The sequence below is a fragment of the Aurantimicrobium sp. INA4 genome (assembly GCF_027924525.1).
Taxonomy (GTDB): Bacteria; Actinomycetota; Actinomycetes; order Actinomycetales; family Microbacteriaceae; genus Aurantimicrobium.
The window spans coordinates 1,434,693-1,455,158 of the sequence record NZ_AP027040.1 but is presented as its reverse complement, the minus strand read 5'-3'; the positions used below and the strand labels follow the sequence as shown (position 1 = coordinate 1,455,158).

At 53.0% G+C, this 20,466-nt stretch carries 16 protein-coding genes and 1 tRNA gene; 10 read left to right on the top strand and 7 right to left on the bottom strand.

The annotated features are described in order from the left end of the window. Window positions 1-42: 42 nt before the first annotated feature. Genes AINA4_RS07150 through AINA4_RS07140 form a run of 3 tightly spaced genes read right to left on the bottom strand, consistent with a single transcriptional unit; the run spans window position 43 to window position 3,191 of the window. Window positions 43-486, bottom strand: coding sequence for a YdeI/OmpD-associated family protein (locus AINA4_RS07150; protein ID WP_281786738.1), 444 nt, complete (start codon window positions 484-486; stop codon window positions 43-45). A gap of 19 nt (window positions 487-505) precedes the next feature. Further along, window positions 506-1,828, bottom strand: coding sequence for an aspartate aminotransferase family protein (locus AINA4_RS07145; protein ID WP_281786737.1), 1,323 nt, complete (start codon window positions 1,826-1,828; stop codon window positions 506-508). Between the two features lie 4 nt (window positions 1,829-1,832). Next, the gene (locus tag AINA4_RS07140; RefSeq protein WP_281786736.1) at window positions 1,833-3,191 is read right to left on the bottom strand and encodes a transaminase; all 1,359 of its coding nucleotides are present in this window, start codon (window positions 3,189-3,191) and stop codon (window positions 1,833-1,835) included. 152 nt (window positions 3,192-3,343) lie between these two features. Here AINA4_RS07140 and AINA4_RS07135 point away from each other — a divergent pair, with 152 nt between their 5' ends. Beyond that, a complete protein-coding gene (locus AINA4_RS07135; protein WP_281786735.1) occupies window positions 3,344-4,372 on the top strand; it encodes an alpha/beta hydrolase in 1,029 nt (342 codons plus the stop codon). Window positions 4,373-4,375: 3 nt separating this feature from the next. Continuing rightward, complete coding sequence (locus tag AINA4_RS07130; RefSeq protein WP_281786734.1) at window positions 4,376-5,941, top strand: carboxylesterase/lipase family protein; 1,566 nt, start codon at window positions 4,376-4,378, stop codon at window positions 5,939-5,941. A gap of 11 nt (window positions 5,942-5,952) precedes the next feature. Here AINA4_RS07130 and AINA4_RS07125 read toward each other — a convergent pair whose 3' ends face one another. Then, window positions 5,953-6,441, bottom strand: coding sequence for a YajQ family cyclic di-GMP-binding protein (locus AINA4_RS07125; RefSeq protein WP_096383236.1), 489 nt, complete (start codon window positions 6,439-6,441; stop codon window positions 5,953-5,955). Between the two features lie 65 nt (window positions 6,442-6,506). Here AINA4_RS07125 and AINA4_RS07120 point away from each other — a divergent pair, with 65 nt between their 5' ends. Both AINA4_RS07120 and AINA4_RS07115 read left to right on the top strand, forming a co-directional pair. Then, on the top strand, window positions 6,507-7,316 hold the full coding sequence (locus tag AINA4_RS07120) for a lytic transglycosylase domain-containing protein (RefSeq protein ID WP_281786733.1): 810 nt from the start codon (window positions 6,507-6,509) through the stop codon (window positions 7,314-7,316). A 76-nt stretch (window positions 7,317-7,392) separates the two neighbouring features. Then, window positions 7,393-7,474: transfer RNA gene (locus AINA4_RS07115), tRNA-Tyr, on the top strand. Between the two features lie 41 nt (window positions 7,475-7,515). On the opposite strand, the gene AINA4_RS07110 is transcribed toward AINA4_RS07115, so the two are convergent. Further along, complete coding sequence (locus tag AINA4_RS07110; protein ID WP_281786732.1) at window positions 7,516-7,977, bottom strand: MarR family transcriptional regulator; 462 nt, start codon at window positions 7,975-7,977, stop codon at window positions 7,516-7,518. A 97-nt stretch (window positions 7,978-8,074) separates the two neighbouring features. Here AINA4_RS07110 and AINA4_RS07105 point away from each other — a divergent pair, with 97 nt between their 5' ends. Both AINA4_RS07105 and AINA4_RS07100 read left to right on the top strand, forming a co-directional pair. Further along, window positions 8,075-10,177, top strand: coding sequence for an MMPL family transporter (locus AINA4_RS07105; protein WP_281786731.1), 2,103 nt, complete (start codon window positions 8,075-8,077; stop codon window positions 10,175-10,177). 151 nt (window positions 10,178-10,328) lie between these two features. Next, window positions 10,329-12,551 carry an NADP-dependent isocitrate dehydrogenase gene (locus AINA4_RS07100; RefSeq protein WP_281786730.1) on the top strand — a complete coding sequence of 741 codons (2,223 nt, stop codon included), beginning with the start codon at window positions 10,329-10,331 and terminating at the stop codon, window positions 12,549-12,551. Window positions 12,552-12,608: 57 nt separating this feature from the next. Here the strand turns inward: AINA4_RS07100 and AINA4_RS07095 are convergent, their stop codons facing one another. After that, window positions 12,609-13,598 carry an FUSC family protein gene (locus tag AINA4_RS07095; RefSeq protein ID WP_281786729.1) on the bottom strand — a complete coding sequence of 330 codons (990 nt, stop codon included), beginning with the start codon at window positions 13,596-13,598 and terminating at the stop codon, window positions 12,609-12,611. A 60-nt stretch (window positions 13,599-13,658) separates the two neighbouring features. On the opposite strand from AINA4_RS07095, the gene AINA4_RS07090 reads away from it, so the two are divergent. The 4 genes from AINA4_RS07090 to AINA4_RS07075 all read left to right on the top strand — a co-directional run bounded on the left by AINA4_RS07090 (window position 13,659) and on the right by AINA4_RS07075 (window position 18,810). Beyond that, a complete protein-coding gene (locus AINA4_RS07090; RefSeq protein WP_281786728.1) occupies window positions 13,659-15,395 on the top strand; it encodes an amidohydrolase in 1,737 nt (578 codons plus the stop codon). A 62-nt stretch (window positions 15,396-15,457) separates the two neighbouring features. Then, window positions 15,458-16,402 carry a BadF/BadG/BcrA/BcrD ATPase family protein gene (locus AINA4_RS07085; protein ID WP_281786727.1) on the top strand — a complete coding sequence of 315 codons (945 nt, stop codon included), beginning with the start codon at window positions 15,458-15,460 and terminating at the stop codon, window positions 16,400-16,402. 9 nt (window positions 16,403-16,411) lie between these two features. Continuing rightward, window positions 16,412-17,221, top strand: a complete 810-nt coding sequence (locus AINA4_RS07080) for an inositol monophosphatase family protein (RefSeq protein ID WP_281786726.1) — start codon at window positions 16,412-16,414, stop codon at window positions 17,219-17,221. Window positions 17,222-17,340: 119 nt separating this feature from the next. After that, window positions 17,341-18,810: a peptidoglycan DD-metalloendopeptidase family protein gene (locus AINA4_RS07075; protein WP_281786725.1), complete on the top strand. Its 1,470-nt coding sequence runs from the start codon at window positions 17,341-17,343 to the stop codon at window positions 18,808-18,810. A gap of 2 nt (window positions 18,811-18,812) precedes the next feature. Here the strand turns inward: AINA4_RS07075 and AINA4_RS07070 are convergent, their stop codons facing one another. Next, a complete protein-coding gene (locus tag AINA4_RS07070; RefSeq protein ID WP_281786724.1) occupies window positions 18,813-20,456 on the bottom strand; it encodes a glycoside hydrolase family 13 protein in 1,644 nt (547 codons plus the stop codon). Window positions 20,457-20,466: the final 10 nt, after the last annotated feature.

The following is a 20,466-nucleotide window of genomic DNA, read 5'->3' as shown; positions in this document are numbered from 1 at the left end:
CTCAACTCACCAAAGAAACCCCCTCCGACGGAGGGGGTTTCTTTATGCCAAGTTCGAGATTTTCTCGATGGCTTTGAGCACCCTTCGTTCTTTGGTTTCGGGTGCTTTGGCTTCGGAAACAGCTCTCGCGTATTCACGACGGTGGGAGTAACTCAACTTGGCGAACACCTGGCTGAGGTTGTGCTTGTCGAGAGCAATGGCAAGTTCAGGTGGAATGTCTACTTCGCGGTATCCGGCATCAAGTTCGAGGTCTATTGTTACCGACTCGCCGGAAGAAACGCCTGCAGCAGTTCGTTCTTTCTGAGGGAAGACAACTCTGCATTCTCCTGCCACTCCTGTTGCCGTGCTTCGGTAAGTGTGGCCATTGATGGTCACTTTCAGCGGAGCACGTTTATTGGCGCCCAGTTCGGTGAGCACCCACTCCGGAATCAACAGAGAGGCGTGGTTTCCTTCGCCCAGAACCTCGGTTGTGTAACGAACACCCATTGTCATTCCTTGGGTGCAGTTAGCTCAACTCTGTGAGAACGGCATCAATGATTGCAAGACCTTCACGTGCTTCGTCTTCCGTGACCACGCAGGGTGGAACAACGTGGAGACGGTTATCAGCCATGAAGGGGAGCAGCTTGTGAGCCATGAGAGCTGCCTTGAGCTTGCCCATCCAGGCCGCGTCAACGGGCTCTTTGGTGTCCCGGTTAGTCACGAACTCCACAGCCCAGAACACACCTGAACCACGGACGTCACCAATGATCTGGTGCTTGTCCTTGAGTGCGTTCAGACCGGGGCCAAGAACAGTTGCACCGATGTGCTTGGAGTTTTCGACGACCTTCTCTTCTTCCATTGCCTCAATGGTGGCAACAATGGTTGCGCAAGCGAGAGGGTGACCTGAGTAGGTGAGACCACCGGGAAAGACGCGCTCGTCGAAGGCGTGAGCAATCTCGCTGTTGATGATCACACCACCGACGGGGATGTAGCCAGAGTTCACACCCTTGGCAAAGGTGATGAGGTCAGGAACCACATCGAAGGCATTGAAAGCGAACCATTCACCGGTTCGACCAAAGCCAGCCATGACTTCATCCAAGATCAGCACGATGCCGTACTTATCAGCCAGAGCGCGTACACCCTTAAGGAAGCCAGGAGGAGGAGTAAGAATACCTGCGGTGCCAGGAACGGATTCAATCAGGAAGGCCGCAATGCTTGCAGGGCCTTCTGCTTGAATGGTGCGTTCGAGGAAGTGCAGAGCACGCTCTGACTCTTGCTCAGGGGTGGTTGCCCAGTATTCGGAGCGATAGAGGTAGGGTCCGAATACGTGCTTGTGCCCACGTGAGTATTCGTTTGGAATACGACGCCAGTCACCGGTCGACACAATTGCTGCACCGGTGTTGCCGTGATACGAGCGGTAGAACGAGATGACCTTGTCACGTCCTGTGTGCAGACGAGCCATGCGGATGGCGTTCTCATTCGCGTCAGCACCACCGTTAGTGAAGAAGACTTTCTCAAAACCCTTGGGTGCGTGAGAGAGAATTTTCTGTGCTGCCAGCGCGCGAACATTGTTCGCGTGTGCTGGCGCCACAGTGGTGAGCACATCGGCTTGGGCTTTGAGTGCAGCAATCACCTTGGGGTGTTGGTGGCCAATGTTGACGTTGACCAACATGGAGGAGAAGTCGAGGTAGGTGTTGCCCTCGTAATCCCACACCCGTGCACCCTTGCCTCCGGCAATCACAAAGGGAGCAAGAGTTCCCTGTGCTGACCATGAGTGGAAGACGTTACTGGTGTCTGCCTCGCGAACGGTGGCGTTATCGGCAGGGTGCATCAATGGTGATTCAGTCATGAGCCTATTGTCCCAACAATTCTTTTATCGCTTCTTCAAATACTTCGTGATGCTTCTGGACATCCTCCACCGTGGTGGTGGGGCACATCAAGGCCATGTTGTGGAAAGGCGTGAGCAAAATGCCACGGTTAGCAAGGTAGAGGTGAAGGAAGTCTTCGAGCTCACCGTCGGCGGCGGCGTTCGCCTCAGTACCGTTCTTGGGGTAGGGCTTTGCAAAACGGTATTCAGCACGAGCTCCCAATTGGTTAATCGACCAAGGCAGGTCGTACTTGTCAAAGAGCTCTTGAACGCCGTCGTTGAAGACTGTCGCGGTAGCAATCATCTTGTCGAAAGCTTCCTCAGTGAGGACGTTCTCGAGCGTTGCTCTCATGGCTGCAACAGAGAGTGGGTTTCCAGCCAGGGTTCCGCCCACACCACCCATGTCGACTAAGTCGAGGTCGGTGCGAGCCAAGGCTTTCTCTGCGAAGTCTGCACTGAGACCATAGGCACCGGTTGGAATACCGCCGGCAATGGACTTACCAATGATCACGATGTCAGGCTCCAGGTTGTCACGCTGGGTCATACCGCCAGGGCCTGCAGAGAAGGTGTGGGTCTCATCGATGATGAGCAGGGTTCCGTATTTACGAGTGAGAGCACGAACACCTTCGTGGTAACCAGGATCTGGCAGCACAATACCGATGTTGGTCAGTGCAGGCTCGATGAGTACAGCTGCAACATCGCCGTTGGCCAATTCACGCTCGAGCATCTCGAGGTCATTGAACTCAGCAACACGGCTTGTCATTGTGACATCAACGGGTTCCCCCACATTGCCTGGTCGACTCATTCCGTGACCGTCAGGTCCCACCACAATCAGCGATTCGTCTACGGAACCGTGGTAGCAGTATGAGTGGAACAGGATCTTGCTGCGACCTGTCAGTGCACGTACCAATCGAATAGCCCAACGGTTCGCATCAGTTGCTGTGAGAGAGAAGCTCCACTTATCCATTCCGAAGCGGCGTGACAGTTCTGCACCCACCCACTCGGCGTCTTCGGTGGGAAGCATGGTGGTGAGACCACCTTGTTCGTCGACACGCTTCTTAATTGCGGCGACAACGTCGGGGTTGGAGTGACCTGCCATCGAGCCGGTGTCTCCAAGAGCAAAGTCGATGTATTCGTGTCCGTCAATATCCCACACGCGGTTTCCTTTGGCGCGGTCGAGATAAATGGGGAAGCCACCAGCTTTCTTGTTCATCCAGGTCATGGGAACGCGGCCAAAGAGGTGGGTAGCGTTTTCGTAGGCGGCCTGTGACTTGGGGTGCGCGGCAGTGAACGTGGCGCGCTCGCGGTCAAAGAGTTCAGCTAAACGGGTTCTGTCAATCATCATTTTCCTTTGCGGATACGAAATAAGTAGCAAATTTGAGAATTTACTGGCGAAATTGATAGTTCGTAGCCATATTTACTGAGGATTTCCTCACTATATGATGCTAATCCGTGAATTCACAGTCCCACAACATATTTCGGGTACACAATGGAATTGTGGATAAGTCAGTCACCTGGAAACCCGACGTATTTGGTATCGGGTATTTGCAGGCAACCCTCGAACTCAAACCTGACGCCGAAGGTGAGGTGGTCGCAACCCTGGTCAAAGCACTTCCGCCGAAGGTTCCATCGTTCTTCTCTCGTTTAGTGGGTAAAGCAGAGCAGGTCGCAACAAATACCGATGTTCTCTACATCCATGGCTGGTCTGACTACTTTTTCCAAAAGAACTTGGCGGAATATTGGCGCTCGCAGGGAGCCCAGTTTTATGCACTCGACTTGCGCAAATATGGCAGGAGTATTCGGCAAGGCCAATCGGAAGGTTTCATTGAAGACCTGTCTGACTATGACGAAGAAATCGAGCTAGCTCTCGAGGTCATGGGCCATGGCACCAAGAAGTCACAATCTGACTCTCATGCCGCAGCTGGCCGCAAACTTGTGTTGATGGGCCACTCCACCGGCGGGCTGGTGTTGAGCTTGTGGGCAGATCGCAATCCTGGCCGTGCCGATGCTGTTGTGCTGAACAGTCCTTGGTTGGAATATCAACTCACTGCTGCGGCACGAGCACTTGTAACTCCTGCCTTACGTGCTGGAGCGAAACTGAATCCAAAAACCAAGATGCCAAGCATTGACTTTGGTTTTTACTCGCGCACCATCGACATTCACAAAGATGGTGAATGGGAATTCAATCTTGACTGGCGCCCAGAACACGGTTTCCCTGTTCGTCCTGCCTGGTTGAACGCGATCTTGACAGGCCACGCCAAAGTCGCTGCCGGCTTAGATATTGATGCGCCGGTATTCACCTGGTTATCCACCAAGAGTTTGTTAGTGCCCAGGTGGAGCCCAGATATGAAGAAAGCAGATGTTGCTATCGATGTGAATATTGTGGCAGCCCGCGTTCACCATCTGGGCAAACTCGTCACCTTGTCTCGTATTGAGAACGCTATGCATGACGTCATCCTTTCTGCGCGTCCCGTGCGGCAGAAAGCATTTGCTGAACTAACTCGCTGGTTGAAGGCCTACCTTTAGAACATGGACGCTTTTTCTGACCCCTCGCTCTTGGTTACTACGACAGCCGGTGTTGTGCGCGGCACCCAAGATGGAAACACACACCGCTGGCTGGGTGTGCCCTATGGTAAAGCCCCCGTGGGAGACTTTCGCTATCGCAGGTCTGTGCCTGTTGAACCTTGGCAGGGCACCCGAGACGCGCTTGAATTTGGGAATATTGCACCACAGGAGCCAACCAAGCTCATACCCATTCCTCCTGGGGTTGAGATTGACGAGGATTGTCTCAATCTGAACATTTGGGCACCAATCCCAAAGCCTGGAGATAAGCCCAAACCCGTCATGGTCTGGATTCACGGTGGTGCGTATTTCATCGGGTTTTCATCCCAGGCTGTCTACAACGGCCGTTCCTTGGCTGAAAACGGCGATGTCATTATCGTCACCGTGAACTATCGACTCGGTGCGCTCGGGTGGCTAGATTTCAGTTCGCTTGATCCCAGTTTCGAGAACAACATGGGTCTGACTGATCTTGTGCTCGCGTTGCAGTGGGTGAAAAACAACATTGCGGCATTCGGGGGAAATCCTGATGACGTGACCCTCTTTGGTGAATCGGCTGGTGGTGGTTGTGTTACCACATTGATGACAATGCCCGAGGCGAAAGGGCTTTTCCACAAAGCAATTGCGGAAAGTTCACCAGCCACCAGTGTCTACAAACCAGAACGTGCAGCTCTCGTTGCGCATGCGTATCTCGAGTTGATGGGAGTGAGCACAAAAGACGCCCCTCGGTATCTGCGTGAAACCGATGCCAAGACGTTGGCATCCTTTACAACCAAATTGCTCGACCACGTCTCGTTGACGTGGCCGGGAACGGTTGCTTTTGCCCCCATTGTTGACGGAAGATTCGTTCCTCACTATCCGGTGCAAACTTTCCGCGACGGAAAGCAACACAAAGTTCCGCTCATCATCGGAACGAACAAAGACGAAGCTGCATTGTTCAAAATGATGAAATCTCCCCTGATGCCCATTAGTGAATCCAGCATTCAGGAAATGTTCGACCTAATGTCCAAAGATCATCCAGACAAAGACTTCGACGAAGAACGAATACTGGATGCTTATCCTGATTTCCCTAAGCAAAAGGGTGCGATGGAAATCTCTCGCGACGCAGGATTCCGAATGCCTTCAGTCTGGGTTGCAGAAGCTCATTCGAAAGTGGCCCCCACCTGGATGTATCGCTTCGACCAGGCACCACCCCTCATGAAACTGCTGGGTATTGGTGCAAGCCATGCGACAGAGTTGCCCTATGTCTTTGGAACCCTGCCGCTTAAGATGAACAAGAAGGCGCTGCAGTTTAGGTTGGGCGGACTGAAAGAAGCGTGGGTTATTTCTCAGCGAATTCAAGCACGTTGGACCAGTTTTGCCAGAACCTCTGATCCCCAAACGGTTGATTCAGAAACCGGTCACGACCTCACCTGGCCGCGCTATGACGAAACCACCCGTGCGACCCTCATCATTAACGGGACAGATTCCATTGAGAACGACCCCGACGGAGATATTCGCAAGGCGTGGGGTGAGCAGATACTCGGCTTCAAATAAGCCGCGAGGGTTTAGCGGAAGTTCACAAACTGCAATGCAACGGGCAGGTCTGCGTTTTTCAGCAGTGCCATGGTTGCCTGTAGGTCATCGCGGCTCTTTGAAGAAACCCGCACTTCATCGCCCTGAATCTGTGCTTTGACAGACTTGGGGCCCTCGTCGCGAATGAGCTTGGTGACTTTCTTCGCGTTTTCCTGATCGATGCCCTCTTTCATTTTGGCTTCAATGCGGAATTCTTTACCCGAGGGGAAGGGGTCACCCGCGTCAAGACTGCGCAATGAGATTCCACGCTTGATGAGCTTCTGTTCGAAAACGTCGAGGATGGCTTTGACTCGTTCTTCTGAGTTCGCCTTCATCAGAATTTTGTCGCCGCTCCATTCGATGGATGCGCCTACATTCTTGAAGTCATAGCGCTGTTCAACCTCTTTAACTGCCTGGTTGAGTGCGTTATCGGTCTCCATTTTGTCGACCTTGCTTACTACGTCAAATGATGAATCTGCCATGAGTCCATGTTATCTAAGCCCAGCCTTCGGCAGATTGCCAGCTGTGCCCCTCAGAATGGAAGGACATGGCTTCTCGACGCGTTAGACGTAACCGCACACTCACGGTGTTTGCGGTGTTTGTGCTGGGAATTTGGTGGTTCACCTCATGCGTCGGAGGGCAATCGTCAGTTGCAGAAAACACCTCAACAGCAACCCCAACGCCTACCCCGACCGTAGATGAGTTTGCCGTTTCTCTCCTTCCGGAGGCAGCGGCGCTGCCTCCGGTGAAGGAGGGGGTCACTAACTATGACTTAGCTAACTCACCTGTTGCAGGCTTGGCGGACCCCACGTGGGTCAAAGCCACGTCAGAAAAAACGGGAATTCCGAAGCGAGTTCTCACCGCCTATGCCGGTGTTGCGTTGCAGCTGAACGCCTATAAGCCAGAGTGCAAGTTGTCGTGGAACACTCTTGCCGGAATTGGTTGGGTGGAATCTCGACACGGAACTATTTTCGGTGGCAAGGTCAAGAGCAACGGAAATATGAGTGAGCCTATTTATGGCATTCCTCTCGATGGCAAAAACAACACCAAAGCTCTCCCTGATTTTGACGACGGAAACTTTGATGGCACTGCCGAGTTTGACCGTGCTGTTGGCCCCATGCAATTTATTCCACCAACCTGGGCAGCATGGCACAGCGATGGAAACGGTGACGGAATTGAAGATGGCCAAAACATTGATGACTCTGCCTTCGCAGCAGGACGGTATCTCTGTTTCAGCGGGGGAGACCTCTCAACACCTGAAGGGTGGCGCAAGGCTCTCCGCGGATACAACGCATCAAATACTTACGCTCAGGATGTCTCCAACAAAGCCAAAGAGTACGCAGAAAAATCCAAGTAGTTCACGCCGATTTTCGACAATCGCGTCATCCCGGTATTGTTGAGAGGCACTCTTGAGTATTCAAGAAGTTTGCAACGGCAAGTTACCCTAGCGGCCAAAGGGATCTGACTGTAAATCAGACGGCTCAGCCTTCGGGGGTTCGAATCCCTCACTTGCCACAATCAAAAAGCCTCCCAACTTGGGAGGCTTTTTTCTTTAGCTACTTTTCAGCTTCTGCTTTGTATGCCGTCAGCATCAGGGCAAGATACTTTTCCACTGCAGCTCGCTCCTCCTCGTTCATATCATCGAGGATAGATTCACTGGCACTAATCAAAGGCATGATTCTTTGCCAAGCACTTGCAACCGATTGAGGGTTGGGAACAACAACTACTGCCCTGCGGTCGGTGGGATGAGATTCTCGTGAGACGTGGCCAACTTCAACCAGTCTGTCAATCATGGTGGTCCCCGCGGCGGGGCTGAGTCCTACAGACTTGGCAAGATCTCCTGCGGACATCGGTCCATTTTCAATCAGGTGGGTCATTGCTTGGAGATCAGTCTGATTCACCATCAAGTGCTGGCCAACAGTTTTTGAGTATTCTTCACTCTCTTGAATGACAGAGCGAAGCAGCCTTGTGGCGCGGTGGCCAAATAAGGCTTCTTCTGTTTGGCTTTGTTCATCCATTGATATATATTTTAGCTATCGAATAGTTCGACTGTCGAATTAAGTTGACTTCATCTAGCCAACTGTGTCGAAGGTTGCCACAACTCCAAGGAAATTCATGAATCGTCTCATCTCATTCATCACGGGTAGGAAAACTGCCTGGGCCACCATCGTTGTTGGATTTATCCTGGCGGCATTAGCGCTGGGCCCATTCCGTGCTGCGACGACTGAAACAAACCCCACCAACGGTCTGCCTTCCGACAGTGAGACAGCTTTGGTCAATGAAGCTGTGAAGGATTTGCCTGGGGCCAATTCCACCGCTGCGGTTGTCGTCTACAAATCAGACAGTACTTTCACTGATTCTCAACTTGAGTGGTTACAAGGAACCTTTAACCCCATTGTTCAACTACCCACCGGTGGTGTGAACGAGCAATTCACCGAATTTTCTAACGCAGAAGTCAACGGCGAACCTTTCGTTCCTCCAGCAATTGTTTCCGAGGACAACACCACTGCGGTCGTGACCATTCCTTTGGAAAAGAGCGATGAGACTGAGGTTGTTGCCGAGCGCATCAAGGAAATTCGTGCCACAGCCCAAGAGGGTCTGCCAAGCGGCATCACCACCTATGTCACAGGGCCTGAAGGATTCCAAGCAGACCTGGTTGGTGTTTTCGCTGGAGCAGACTTCACCCTGTTGCTCTTCACAGTGATTGTTGTCGCGGTTCTGCTGATCGTGACCTATCGCTCACCTGTGCTGTGGATTGTTCCGCTCTTGGTAGTAGGAACCGCTGATGGTGTTGCCGGCCAGGTTGGTCGAAATGTCGCAACCGCTTTTGGAATAGTTCCTGATGGTTCTGTCACGGGTATTTTGTCCGTACTCGTTTTTGGTGCGGGAACGAACTACGCCCTGCTCCTTATAGCCCGATACCGGGAAGAACTTCTCCGCAACGAAGATCGTCACGTGGCTATGGCAGCTGCCTTACGCGGTGCGGGCCCCGCAATTATTGCCTCCGGCTCAACAGTGACCTTGGCGTTGCTGACCCTCACACTTGCAGAGCTTGGTGGAAACCGTGCACTCGGTCTTGTGTGTGCCACCGGAATCGTGATTGCCATGATTGCCGCCCTGGTATTCCTGCCAGCATCACTGGTGGTGTTCGGTCGCGGACTCTTCTGGCCATTCGTTCCCAAGCTTGGTGCTGAAAACAAATCACTCAAGGGTGTTTGGGGCAAGCTCGGACGAGGTGTTGCTAAGCGTCCGGTCATCATCTCCATCGTTGGATTTGGAATCCTTTTTGCCCTCGCTCTGGGGGCAACCGGAATCAAGGTTGGTCTGTCCAGCACTGAGCAGTTCCGAGTTAAGCCTGAGGCTGTTTATGGTCAGGAAGTTCTTGCCGAAGCGTTCCCTGCTGGGGCAACCACTCCCACCATCGTGATCGTGAACAAAGACAGTGCTGACAAAGCGATTGCTGCTGCAGAATCAGTAGGCGGTGTTGCGTCGGCAACTGAAGTGTCACAGAACGATTCCATCGCTCGCATCGATGTGATCCTGGACGGCGAACCAGGTTCTGAAGAGGCGTATCAGTCCATCAAGGACCTGCGCACAGAGCTGGCAACCGTTGACGGCGCAGATGCTCTCGTCGGTGGACTCGATGCTGAACAACTTGATGTTCGCACCGCTTATGCGCACGACCAGATGATTGTGATCCCACTGATTCTGCTGCTGGTATTTGGTGTTCTTGTCTTCTTGTTGAGAGCACTTGTAGCACCAATCTTGCTGCTGCTCACAGTCGTGGCATCCTTCTTCGCAGCGCAGGGAGCAGCATGGCTGTTGTTCACCAACGTGTTGGGAATCCCCGCGCTTGATCTGAGCGTCTTCCTCTTCTCCTTCCTGTTCTTGGTCGCCTTGGGTGTTGACTACAACATCTTCCTTGTTGCCAGAGCCCAGGAAGAAGCGGTGCACTTTGGCACAAAGGAGGGCATGATTCGTGCCTTGGCCACAACAGGTGGTGTGATTACCAGCGCGGGTATTTTGCTCGCAGCGGTCTTCGCGGTTCTCGGTGTCTTGCCACTGATCGCTCTCTACCAGATCGGCATCATCGTCGGTATTGGTGTTCTGCTGGATACCCTCCTGGTAAGAACAGTGATTGTTCCAGCCCTGGCATTTATGACAGGGGACAAGTTCTGGTGGCCACGAAAGAAGCTCACGGCTCCCAAATTTGGCTAACTGAATCAACAGAAAGCGCCAGGACTTTTGTCCTGGCGCTTTCTTGTTTGTTGGCAAATGGGCCCTCAAGAAAAATAGCTCGATATCAAGATACTTTTGGTAGGCTGGGGAAGGATTTTTAGAGACCACTCCAAAAGAAGAATGGTAAGCCATGAACGATTCGACCATTATCTACACCTACACTGACGAAGCTCCTGCCCTGGCAACTGCATCGTTCCTCCCCATCGTTCAGGCATATGCCAAAGCCGCGGGAGTGTCCATCGAGACCCGAGACATCTCACTCGCCGGTCGAATTCTCTCCGCATTCCCTGAGCGACTCAGCGCAGATCAGCACGTTGCTGATGCACTCAAGGAACTTGGTGAACTGGCCAAAACGCCCGAAGCAAACATCATCAAGCTCCCCAACATCTCGGCATCAATCCCTCAGCTCAAGGGCGCAATCGCTGAGCTTCAGGCAGCAGGATTTGATGTTCCTGACTATCCAGACGAGCCCAGCTCAGATGAAGAAAAGGATGCACGTGCACGTTACGACCGCATCAAAGGTAGTGCGGTAAACCCTGTACTTCGTGAAGGAAACAGCGACCGTCGTGCTCCCATGTCTGTCAAGGCATACGCTCGCAAGCACCCTCACGTGAACAAGCCTTTCGCTGCAGGATCAAAGACTCGTGTGGCAACCATGGGCCACGATGACTTCTTCTCAAATGAAAAGTCTGTGGTGCTCCCAGCAGCTGATACTCTCACCATTCGTCACACCGCAACTGATGGCACCGAGACAGTCTTGAAGTCTGGCCTCAAAGTTCTTGAGGGTGAAATCGTGGATGCCACATTCATGTCCTCGGCTGCACTAGATGAATTCCTTGCCGAAACGCTTGAACAAGCCAAGAAGGATAACGTTCTCTATTCCGTTCACCTCAAGGCAACCATGATGAAGGTGTCTGACCCCATCTTGTTTGGCCACGTTGTGAAGGCATTCTTTGCTGGCGTTTTCGACAAGCACGGAGCACAGCTCGAGGCAGCAGGCTTAACCGCCAATGATGGCCTTGGCGCAATTCTGGCTGGACTCAATGATGTTGCTGGTGGCGATGCTATTGCTGCCGAGTTCTCAGCAGCCATTGCTGCAGGCCCACGCCTGAGCTACACCAACAGCGATAAGGGAATCACCAACCTTCACGTTCCTTCCGATGTCATCGTGGACGCATCCATGCCGGCATTGGTTCGCAATGGTGGAAAGCTGTGGGGTGTTGATGGTGGAGAAGACGACACCATTGCCGTCATTCCTGACTCCTCTTACGCCGGTGTGTACCAGGCAACTATTGAAGACGTCATTGCCAACGGCCCACTTGACCCTGCCACCATCGGAACCGTTCCCAACGTGGGCTTGATGGCTCAGGCTGCCGAAGAATACGGAAGCCACGACAAGACGTTCGAGATCGCTTCCGCTGGACGAGTTGAGATCATCAACTCTGCCGGAGAAGTTCTCATTTCGCACAATGTCGACAAAGGTGACATTTGGCGTGCAACCCAAACTAAAGACATCCCTGTTCGCGACTGGGTCAAGCTTGCAGTCACTCGCGCTCGTGCAACAGGCGTCCCTGCAGTGTTCTGGCTTGATGAGAAGCGTGCACACGATGCGCAGATTATTAAGAAGGTCAAGACCTACCTCGCCGATTACGACACCACTGGTTTGACCATCGAGATTATGCCTCCCGCAGAAGCGACCAAGTACTCACTTGCTCGTATCCGCAAGGGCGAAGACACCATCTCGGTAACCGGTAACGTTCTGCGCGACTACCTCACCGACCTCTTCCCCATTCTTGAAGTGGGAACAAGCGCCAAGATGCTGTCGATTGTTCCACTACTTGCCGGTGGTGGACTGTTTGAAACCGGTGCTGGAGGCTCTGCCCCCAAGCACGTTCAGCAGCTGCTCGAAGAGGACTTCCTTCGTTGGGACTCCCTGGGTGAATTCTTCGCGCTCGCCGCGTCACTCGAGCACTTGGCAGACACAACTGGAAACACTCAGGCAAAGGTGCTTGCTGACACGCTCGACCGTGCAACAGGAACCTTCCTCGAGGAAGACCGTTCACCTGGACGTAAGGTGGGCACCATCGATAACCGAGGAAGCCACTACTACCTCGGCCTCTACTGGGCTCAAGAATTGGCAAAGCAGACAGAGGATGCAGCTCTGGCTGCCAAGTTCGCTCCCGTGGCAGAAGCACTTGCTTCACACGAAGAGCAGATTGTTGGTGAACTCATTGCTGTTCAGGGCAAGCCAGTCAACATTGGCGGCTACTACCGCCCCAAGACAGAACTGGTCGACCAGGTCATGCGTCCTTCGGTGACGTTGAATGGTGTCATTGATTCGATCAACAAATAATTTGATTGCCTAACTGAAAGAACGCCTCCCCTAGGGAGGCGTTCTTTTTTGGCTTTCCTAGGAAGCTTGGTCCGGCTTTTTATTTAAGCCGCCTCGCCAGAACAAGCCTCGTTCAATGGCGAGAACTAAGAGGCAGGCAACCGCCGCGATGATGGTGGCATAGAGGCGATCGTGTGAGACAGTGGCCAACTCAGCGGGCTTTCCAGAGATCAACACCACGCCAGGGGTGAGGAACATGACGTACTCCCAATACTTCTTGCCAGGAACAATACGCATCAACAGTGCAATCTCGAGGAAAACAAAGGCGGCTGCGTAAAAAAGGAAATCGGGCAATCCTGATGCACCCACTCCAATAGCTATCAAGAAACCAAGTATTGTTCCTGCAGCACGTTGGATCGCACGGCTCGTGCTCTGGCCCGCATAGGGGTAGATCAAAATAATCACGATGGTCAGCGTGAGCCACACACCTAATTGTTCGTGGCGGTAGATCGAGCTGAAATAGCCGGCGGCAGCGAGAAGTAACCCTAAGTTCACGGCGTACATCACGTTGACCTTGAGAGGGTAAACCGTGATCTCTTTCTGGCGAGGCTCTTTCACAAGAATCATGGTGAGCACAGCAGCGAGAATCAATGACCCCATTGCTATTCCACTGGTGAGGAGTGCGTTGGGGAGAGCTCCTGTAGCAACCTTGGGGGGTTGAGCAATAACTGCAGCAGCGAAGACAGGGAACATGAAGTTCCACAAAGACAGGCCCCACTTGTTGACGGCTCCAAGGCCAGCGCCACAGATCAACATCAAAACTGCCGAAGCCCATGGATTACTACTGACTAATGAGGCGGCAAATGTCGTAACTCCCGTAGCGATCACCAGGAGCAGCATTCCTCGGCCGTGCAACCCAATCATGGAGAAGAGTCCACCCATGGCCGCAAGCATTGCTAGTGAGGCAGCAGATTGCCACCCGACCAACACAACCAAAATTGTGGGAATGAGCATAAACACAATGCTCGAGAAAAACATGATGTTTGCTTTGAGAGCTGGTCTAACCATGGGCTTAGTCAATCAGATTTCGCTGCTACGTTGAACACAGAACAAAACAAAGGAGTTCGAATGTCTACAGGATGCTGTTCAGCCCACCCCCTCTCCAGAGAACACATAGGTGCTGCGCTGAGCACCGCTGGAAGCACCATCACTCCCGCCAAGCACGCTGCGGGGCTCCAGGTTGGCCACGCCGCAGAGACACTTGTAGTGGGAACTATTGCCACAGGAAATCCTGCCGCACCCCTTGCGGAAGCAATGGCTATTTCTGGTGGTGTGATTATCGGTATAGGTGCGCTCAACGACGTTGAAGGCCTCACAGACTCTTCCACCACAACCGTCAAGCCAGAGGGTGTCGTCATTCCTGGCTTGATAGAGCCCCACATGCACATCTGGTCATCTCTACTCAACCTCACCTGGACTGACGTGTCTCACGAAGTGTGTGCAACTTTTGACGATGTCGTCGCCACCCTGAAGCAAACAGCTGCTCAGACCCCTGCCGGTCAATACGTCCTCGGAAAGCTTTTTGACCCCAGCTTGTTCCCTGGCGAACCTGATCTCACCCGCGACATTTTGGATCAGATTGCACCCAACAACCCTGTCCTTGTGATGAATGCGTCGATGCACTACCTCTATGCCAACAGTGCCGCATTTGAACTAGCTGGAGTCAACTACCAGACTATGGACCCTCCGGGCGGAACATTTTTCCGTGCAGATGGCAAACTCACTGGCGTTATTGGTGAGATCCCTGCCATGTTGATGATGTTGGCGAAATTCCCCAAGCCTTCCGCCGCAGATATGGCTGCTGGCATTACCGAGATTTTGAACGAGTGTGCCAAGCAGGGTGTTACCTCCCTGCGTGAAGCAGGAACCGGAAGCCTTGTTGGTGTGAGTGAGTTAGCGTTGCTGCACCAAATGAATGGGGCAAAGCGTCTTCCCGTTCGAGTTTCCACTGCTCAGTTCGCGATAATGGCAGGCAAGACACCTGCTGAGGTTGCTCAAACTTGGAAGGACGCGGGTGTCACTCCGTTCAGCGGAGACGAAATGGTTCGCGCAGACGCGTGGAAGGTTGTCGCTGATGGTTCTAACCAAGGCCGCTCCGGCTACTTCTCACAGCCCTACCTCGGTGAAGACAATGGTGGTCACGCCGACTGGACTCCAGAAGGTTTGCGTGGTGCGTTGAAGGCTGGTCTCGATGACGGTTGGCAGATCATGGTTCACACCAATGGTGATGCTGCGGTTGAAATGGCGTTGGAAGCCATGGAAGAGATTCTTCCTGGTTATGGAGCCAACGACCTGCGCCACCGTTTCGAGCACGTGTCCTTCACCACAGATGACCACCTTGCTCGTCTCGCCAAAGCGAACATTAGCCCCAGCTTCTTGATGAACCACGTGTACTACTGGGGGGCTGCCTTCCGCGACACCATCCTTGGCCCGGAGCGTGCTCAACTACTTGATCGGGTTGCCTCAGCATATAAAGCAGGGCTTCGCCCTAGCCTTCACTCCGATTACAACGTGAGCAAGGTTCACCCTCTTCAAAGCGCACGAACCGCTGTGCTGCGACAGCTGCAGGCGGATGGTTCTGTCCTCAACGCTGCTGAATGTGCTACTCCCGCGCAAGCACTTGCCGCGATCACCACGAATGCTGCCTGGCAGATTCACGCAGATGACCGGGGTTCACTGGAAGTTGGAAAGCGTGCCGACTACGCGGTGGTTGATAGTAATCCGTGGACGTCAGACCCAGCTAGCTGGGACAAGATTGTGGTCAACGAAACCTACATCGACGGAACGCTCGCTTTCCAGGCATAGCATTCCGAAGCACCATGTCGTCTCTTTGCTTGTACCTCAAGCTCTAAGCAGATCGGTTAATCGTGAACACGTCACCTTCAACGAATCTCACTCTTGCGCTCGATGCTGGGCAGACTGGTGTTCGCACTCTTCTCATCGATAGGGATATCCGTTCCCTGCAGCATTTTCCCGGAGTAAAGACCGACCGGGAACTCTTTTCTCAGCTGGCAGATTTCATCACTACCTCGTTGGAGGGAGTGAACGCACCAGTTTCACTATCGATTGGGATGACAGGGCTGACTGCAGCTCAGAGTAGGCCAGCAGAGTTACTTGAACTTTTGCCTGTCAATGTTCGAGACGTGTCCCTCGCTCATGACTCGATCACTGGGTTCTTAGGTGCGTTGGGAACACAGTTGGGCATCGTTACGGCAGTGGGTACAGGGGTGGTCACCCTCGGTGTCGGTGAAAACGACATGGTGCGGATAGACGGTTGGGGAAATCTCATAGGAGATGCTGGTTCTGCCTATTGGATTGGTCGAGCAGGGTTAGAAGCCGGCATGCGAGTTTACGACGGCCGTATCCCCTCAAGTAGTTTGCTCTCTTTGGTGACCGAGAACTTCTCGCATCCCGAAGAGGCATACATAGAATTGCAAACCAGCAATGACCGCGTCGCTCGAATCGCGTCTTTCGCTAAGAGTGTTATCGAGCTCGCTGAAGAAGATGAGGAAGCTCGCAGAATCGTCAACGCGGCTGGTCAGGAGTTGGCTTTGTCAGCTGTGACAGCTGCTCAACGAGTTGGGCTACGTGATTCAGACTCCCCACGTTTTAGTTGGGTTGGAAACGTCATGAAAGCTGAGATGCTCAAAGATGCTTTCGTTACCGCTGTTCTGCAAGATGTACCTCAGGCGGAGTTTGTCGCTCCGCTGGCAGAGCCAATTGAAGGTGTTGCACTCCTGTCTTCACTTCCTGAAACTTCTGCCTTGCGCGGGAGCATTCACACGGCCTCCCGCGACGAAAACAACTTGTAGCCTTGGAGTATGGCTGTTTCTCCCACCGAACTTCTTGATATAGCTCGCACTGTTGCCCTCGAAGCTGGTGAGCTTGTCGCACGTCGGCGACGTGAAGGTGTGACTGTTGCAGCAACGAAGTCAACTTCTATTGACGTTGTAACGCTTGCAGACCGTGAGTGTGAAGAGTTCGTGAAGGCACGTCTTGCCCAGCTGCGTCCCGAGGATGGTTTCTATGGTGAAGAGGGCAGTGATAGCTCAGGAACATCTGGGTTGACCTGGATTGTTGACCCCATCGATGGCACGGTCAACTACCTCTATGACATTCCTCAATACGCGGTGAGCATTGCTGTCGTTGAGGGGATTGCTGACCCAGCAAGCTGGAAGCAGCTCGCCGGTGTTGTGTATAACCCAGCCATCGAAGATTTGTATTACGGAAGCGGCGGCGGCGGTGCATTCCAAGAATGGAATGGAACGATTACGCAATTGCGAGTCAACGAAGAAACCCTTCTTGCTCATGCTCTTTTTGCCACAGGATTTGGCTACAGTTCTGAAGTTCGCAGTGAACAAGCTCAGGTTCTGACAAGAATCCTTCCTTCAGTAAGGGATATTCGCCGTGCTGGTGCAGCATCTTTGGACTTGTGTGCAGTGGCATCAGGTCGACTAGATGGCTACTTCGAGCGCGGCACCAAGCCTTGGGATCATGCAGCCGGGAGTTTGATTGCGCGCGAAGCCGGTGTCGTCGTTGGTGGGCTCAACGGTGCTCCAGAAGGTGAATCTATGCTTTTGGCAACGAATAAACAACTGTTTCCTGAAATTGAAAAACTCCTGCTCAAGTAGTATTTTTACCCGGAATTAGACCAATTTTCGGTGGAGTTTCTCAGGCTAGCCGGGTAACCTTAATCATTCCGTTACATTTCGAGGGTGCTTTTTCGCGCCCACAATTTGGATGAGAGTGCATGGCCGGAGAATTCGAAGAGAACGTTGCCGCGGCAACTAGCTCTGCGTTGACCCCTCCTGCAGGACTCACCAGACGAGAACTGCGTGAGTGGGAGCGCAAGAACGGTGTCAATCCTGTTGTTTCTGCACGGCAAGATGTTCCTGTGCAAGAACCTGCTGTTTCCGCGACCCCACAAACTCACACCCCACCAATTTCTGCGCCTCAAGCGCAGCCTGTAGGTACTCCTCGGAGCGATCAGCCTCTCACGCGTCGTGAGCTCCGCTTACGCGAGCAGGGCCTTCTGACTAATTCATCGCAACCTGGAATAGATGATGCCTCTCCGGTAGCAAGTGCTGAATCTCACAATGTGGTTGTCGTTCCTGAGATTTCCGAAGAAGTAAAACCTGCTGTTGCCCCAGTTATTGTCCCCGAGCTTCAACCTGCTGCACTCACTGAGTCGGTCAGTGAAGAGACAATTCCTGAACTCGAGGTTGAACCTGTCGGTAACTTTGTTGTACCGGTGGCAGAACCAGTGGTCTCCGTCGAACCCGTTGAGGAAACTGAGCCAGAGGCTATTGAAACGCCTGGAGGTTCAGAGCCGTTAGCCCCGGCAGCATCTCTCACTATTGCTCAAACTGCTGCCTTGCAGAACGCTGCTCGTGAGAGTACTTCTGAAGAGCAAAGTGTTCGACCACACAAATTGGTCAAGCGAACAATGCCACGACGCCCTGCATTCTTGAGCAACCGCAGTCAACGTGATCGAAGTGCAGCTGACCGCCGCCGTCAAATTTCTCAGCGAGTTTTCTCAGTGCTTGCTTTATTTGCATGCTTCGCATTCGCGCTGTCCATCTCTATCCCGGCTAATGCTCTGCTTACCCAATCGGACGTAGCAAAGATCAAGATGCAAGCCTTCTTGGACGAGCAAGTCTCCTTGGCTAGCCAGTCGGTGGATGTTGATGCAGATTCTACGACTGCCACCGCTTCACGCGATGGGGTTGACGTCACACTGGCTGCCAAGGCGGCCCCCATACAGTTCTATGGAAACTCTGGGCTGTGTGGTGAAGAAACTTCAGTAAACCCACCTTCGTCAGGAGGGGCCATTACATGGCCGTTGACCAACAGAAAAGTTTCCTCTGGATACGGTTATCGCTGGGGATCCCTGCACGCAGGTATTGACTTTGAGGGTGAAACAGGAACCCCCATTTATTCTGTTGCCGACGGAATTGTTAAGGCTGCTCAGCCATCACCCAACAACAGCTTGGGTGTCTGTGTCATCATCGCGCACAACGTGAACGGTGTTCAGTTTGACACCCTCTATGGTCACCTCAGCCGTCTCGACGTAGGAGTTGGCCAAGGCGTGGGCGCTGGCCAAGTTATCGGGGCTGTAGGAAGCACAGGTAACTCAACAGGTTCTCACCTTCACTTTGAAGTGCATGTCAATGGAGTACAAATTGACCCCGCTCCATTCATGAGCAACTACGCAGGCTAGGTTTACACCAACCACACTGCACTAGCGGGCTTGAGAATCCCGTCACTACTGTCAGCACTATCGAGGATGATCTTTCCCGCTGGAAGAGCAAAGTCGTCCTCGCTGTAGTTGATAAACACCGTGACGTCGTTGTTTCGGAAACCAAGAATGTTCTCGGGAGTTCCTTCAATCCACTCCAGTTCTCCCTCGCCAAGACGCAACTCCTTACGCCCCGCTAGCGCTGCTTTATACAATGACAGTGTTGAGTCAGGGTCTGCTTCTTCGAGATCACGAGAATACGCGCGGTAAACCTCAGGCTGAGGCAACCAAGGTTCTCCCGCAGCACCAAAACCAAAGTTTGTCTCTTCGGCTTCCCAAGGAAGAGGAACGCGGCAGCCATCACGACCATACGATTTACCAGCTGTTCTGAAGAACGTAGGGTCTTGGCGTTTGTCATCAGGAATATCTACAGCTTCGGGAAGACCCAGCTCTTCACCCTGATACATGTACGCAACCCCAGGCAAAGCAAGCATCATCACGGACGCTGCGCGAGCGCGAGCAAGACCTAAAGCTGGATCTGGTTTGGGTTCCGTCAATGGTCCAATACCGGTAATGCGATCTGCGGTGTTGGTGTTGGGGTCCAGAGCTAATCGCGTGGCATGTCGCACCTGGTCGTGGTTTGAGAGCACCCACGTACTTGGCGCACCCACCTCGCCAAAAGCGGAGATGGAATCCTTGATAACCTGACGCATCTGTTCGCCATTCCAGCGTGTGACGAGGAAAGGGAAGTTGAAAGCCTGTTGCATTTCATCAGGGCGAACCCACAGCGCCATTTTGCTCAAAGGCTCGACAAATGCCTCGGCACACAAAATGCGCTCGCCGGGATATTCGGCAAGAACCTTGTTCCACTCACGGTAGATCTCGTGAACACCTTCGTGTCCGAAGTAGGGGTTATCGATGCGCTCTTCTGGAGGAGTGTTCCAGTACTCCTCGTCACGGCGGAAATCAGGAAGCCCAGGTGCTTTAGAAAGACCATGAGCAACATCAACACGAAAGCCGTCAACTCCACGGTCCAGCCAAAACTTCAGAATCTCAATAAAGCGCTCACGGACCCAGGGGTTTGTCCAGTCGAAGTCAGGTTGGCTGGAGTCAAAGAGGTGGAGATACCATTGTCCAGGTGTGCCGTCTGGGTTGGTGGTTCGAGTCCACGCCGGACCGCCAAAAACGGATTCCCAGTTATTGGGGGGAAGTTCTCCGTTTTCTCCTTTGCCTTCCCGGAACATAAACCGAGCGCGCTCCTTGCTGCCCTCACCGGCGGCAAGAGCTTCCACAAACCAGGGGTGTTCGGAAGAACAGTGGTTGGGAACTAAATCCACAATCACTTTGAGGCCGAGACTGTGCGCTCTGGCCTCAAGTGCATCGAAATCAGCGAGAGTCCCAAACAAAGGGTCAACATCGCAATAGTTGGCAACGTCATAACCGGCATCCTTTTGCGGACTGGTCATAAATGGTGACAGCCAAATTGCGTCGACCCCCAGCTCTTTGAGCTTGGGTAGACGTGCTGTAATTCCTGGCAGATCACCAATGCCGTCACCGTTGGAATCGGCAAAGGACCTGGGGTAAATCTGATAAATAACGGAGGAACGCCACCACTCTTTTTCAACCATGAAAGCAAGT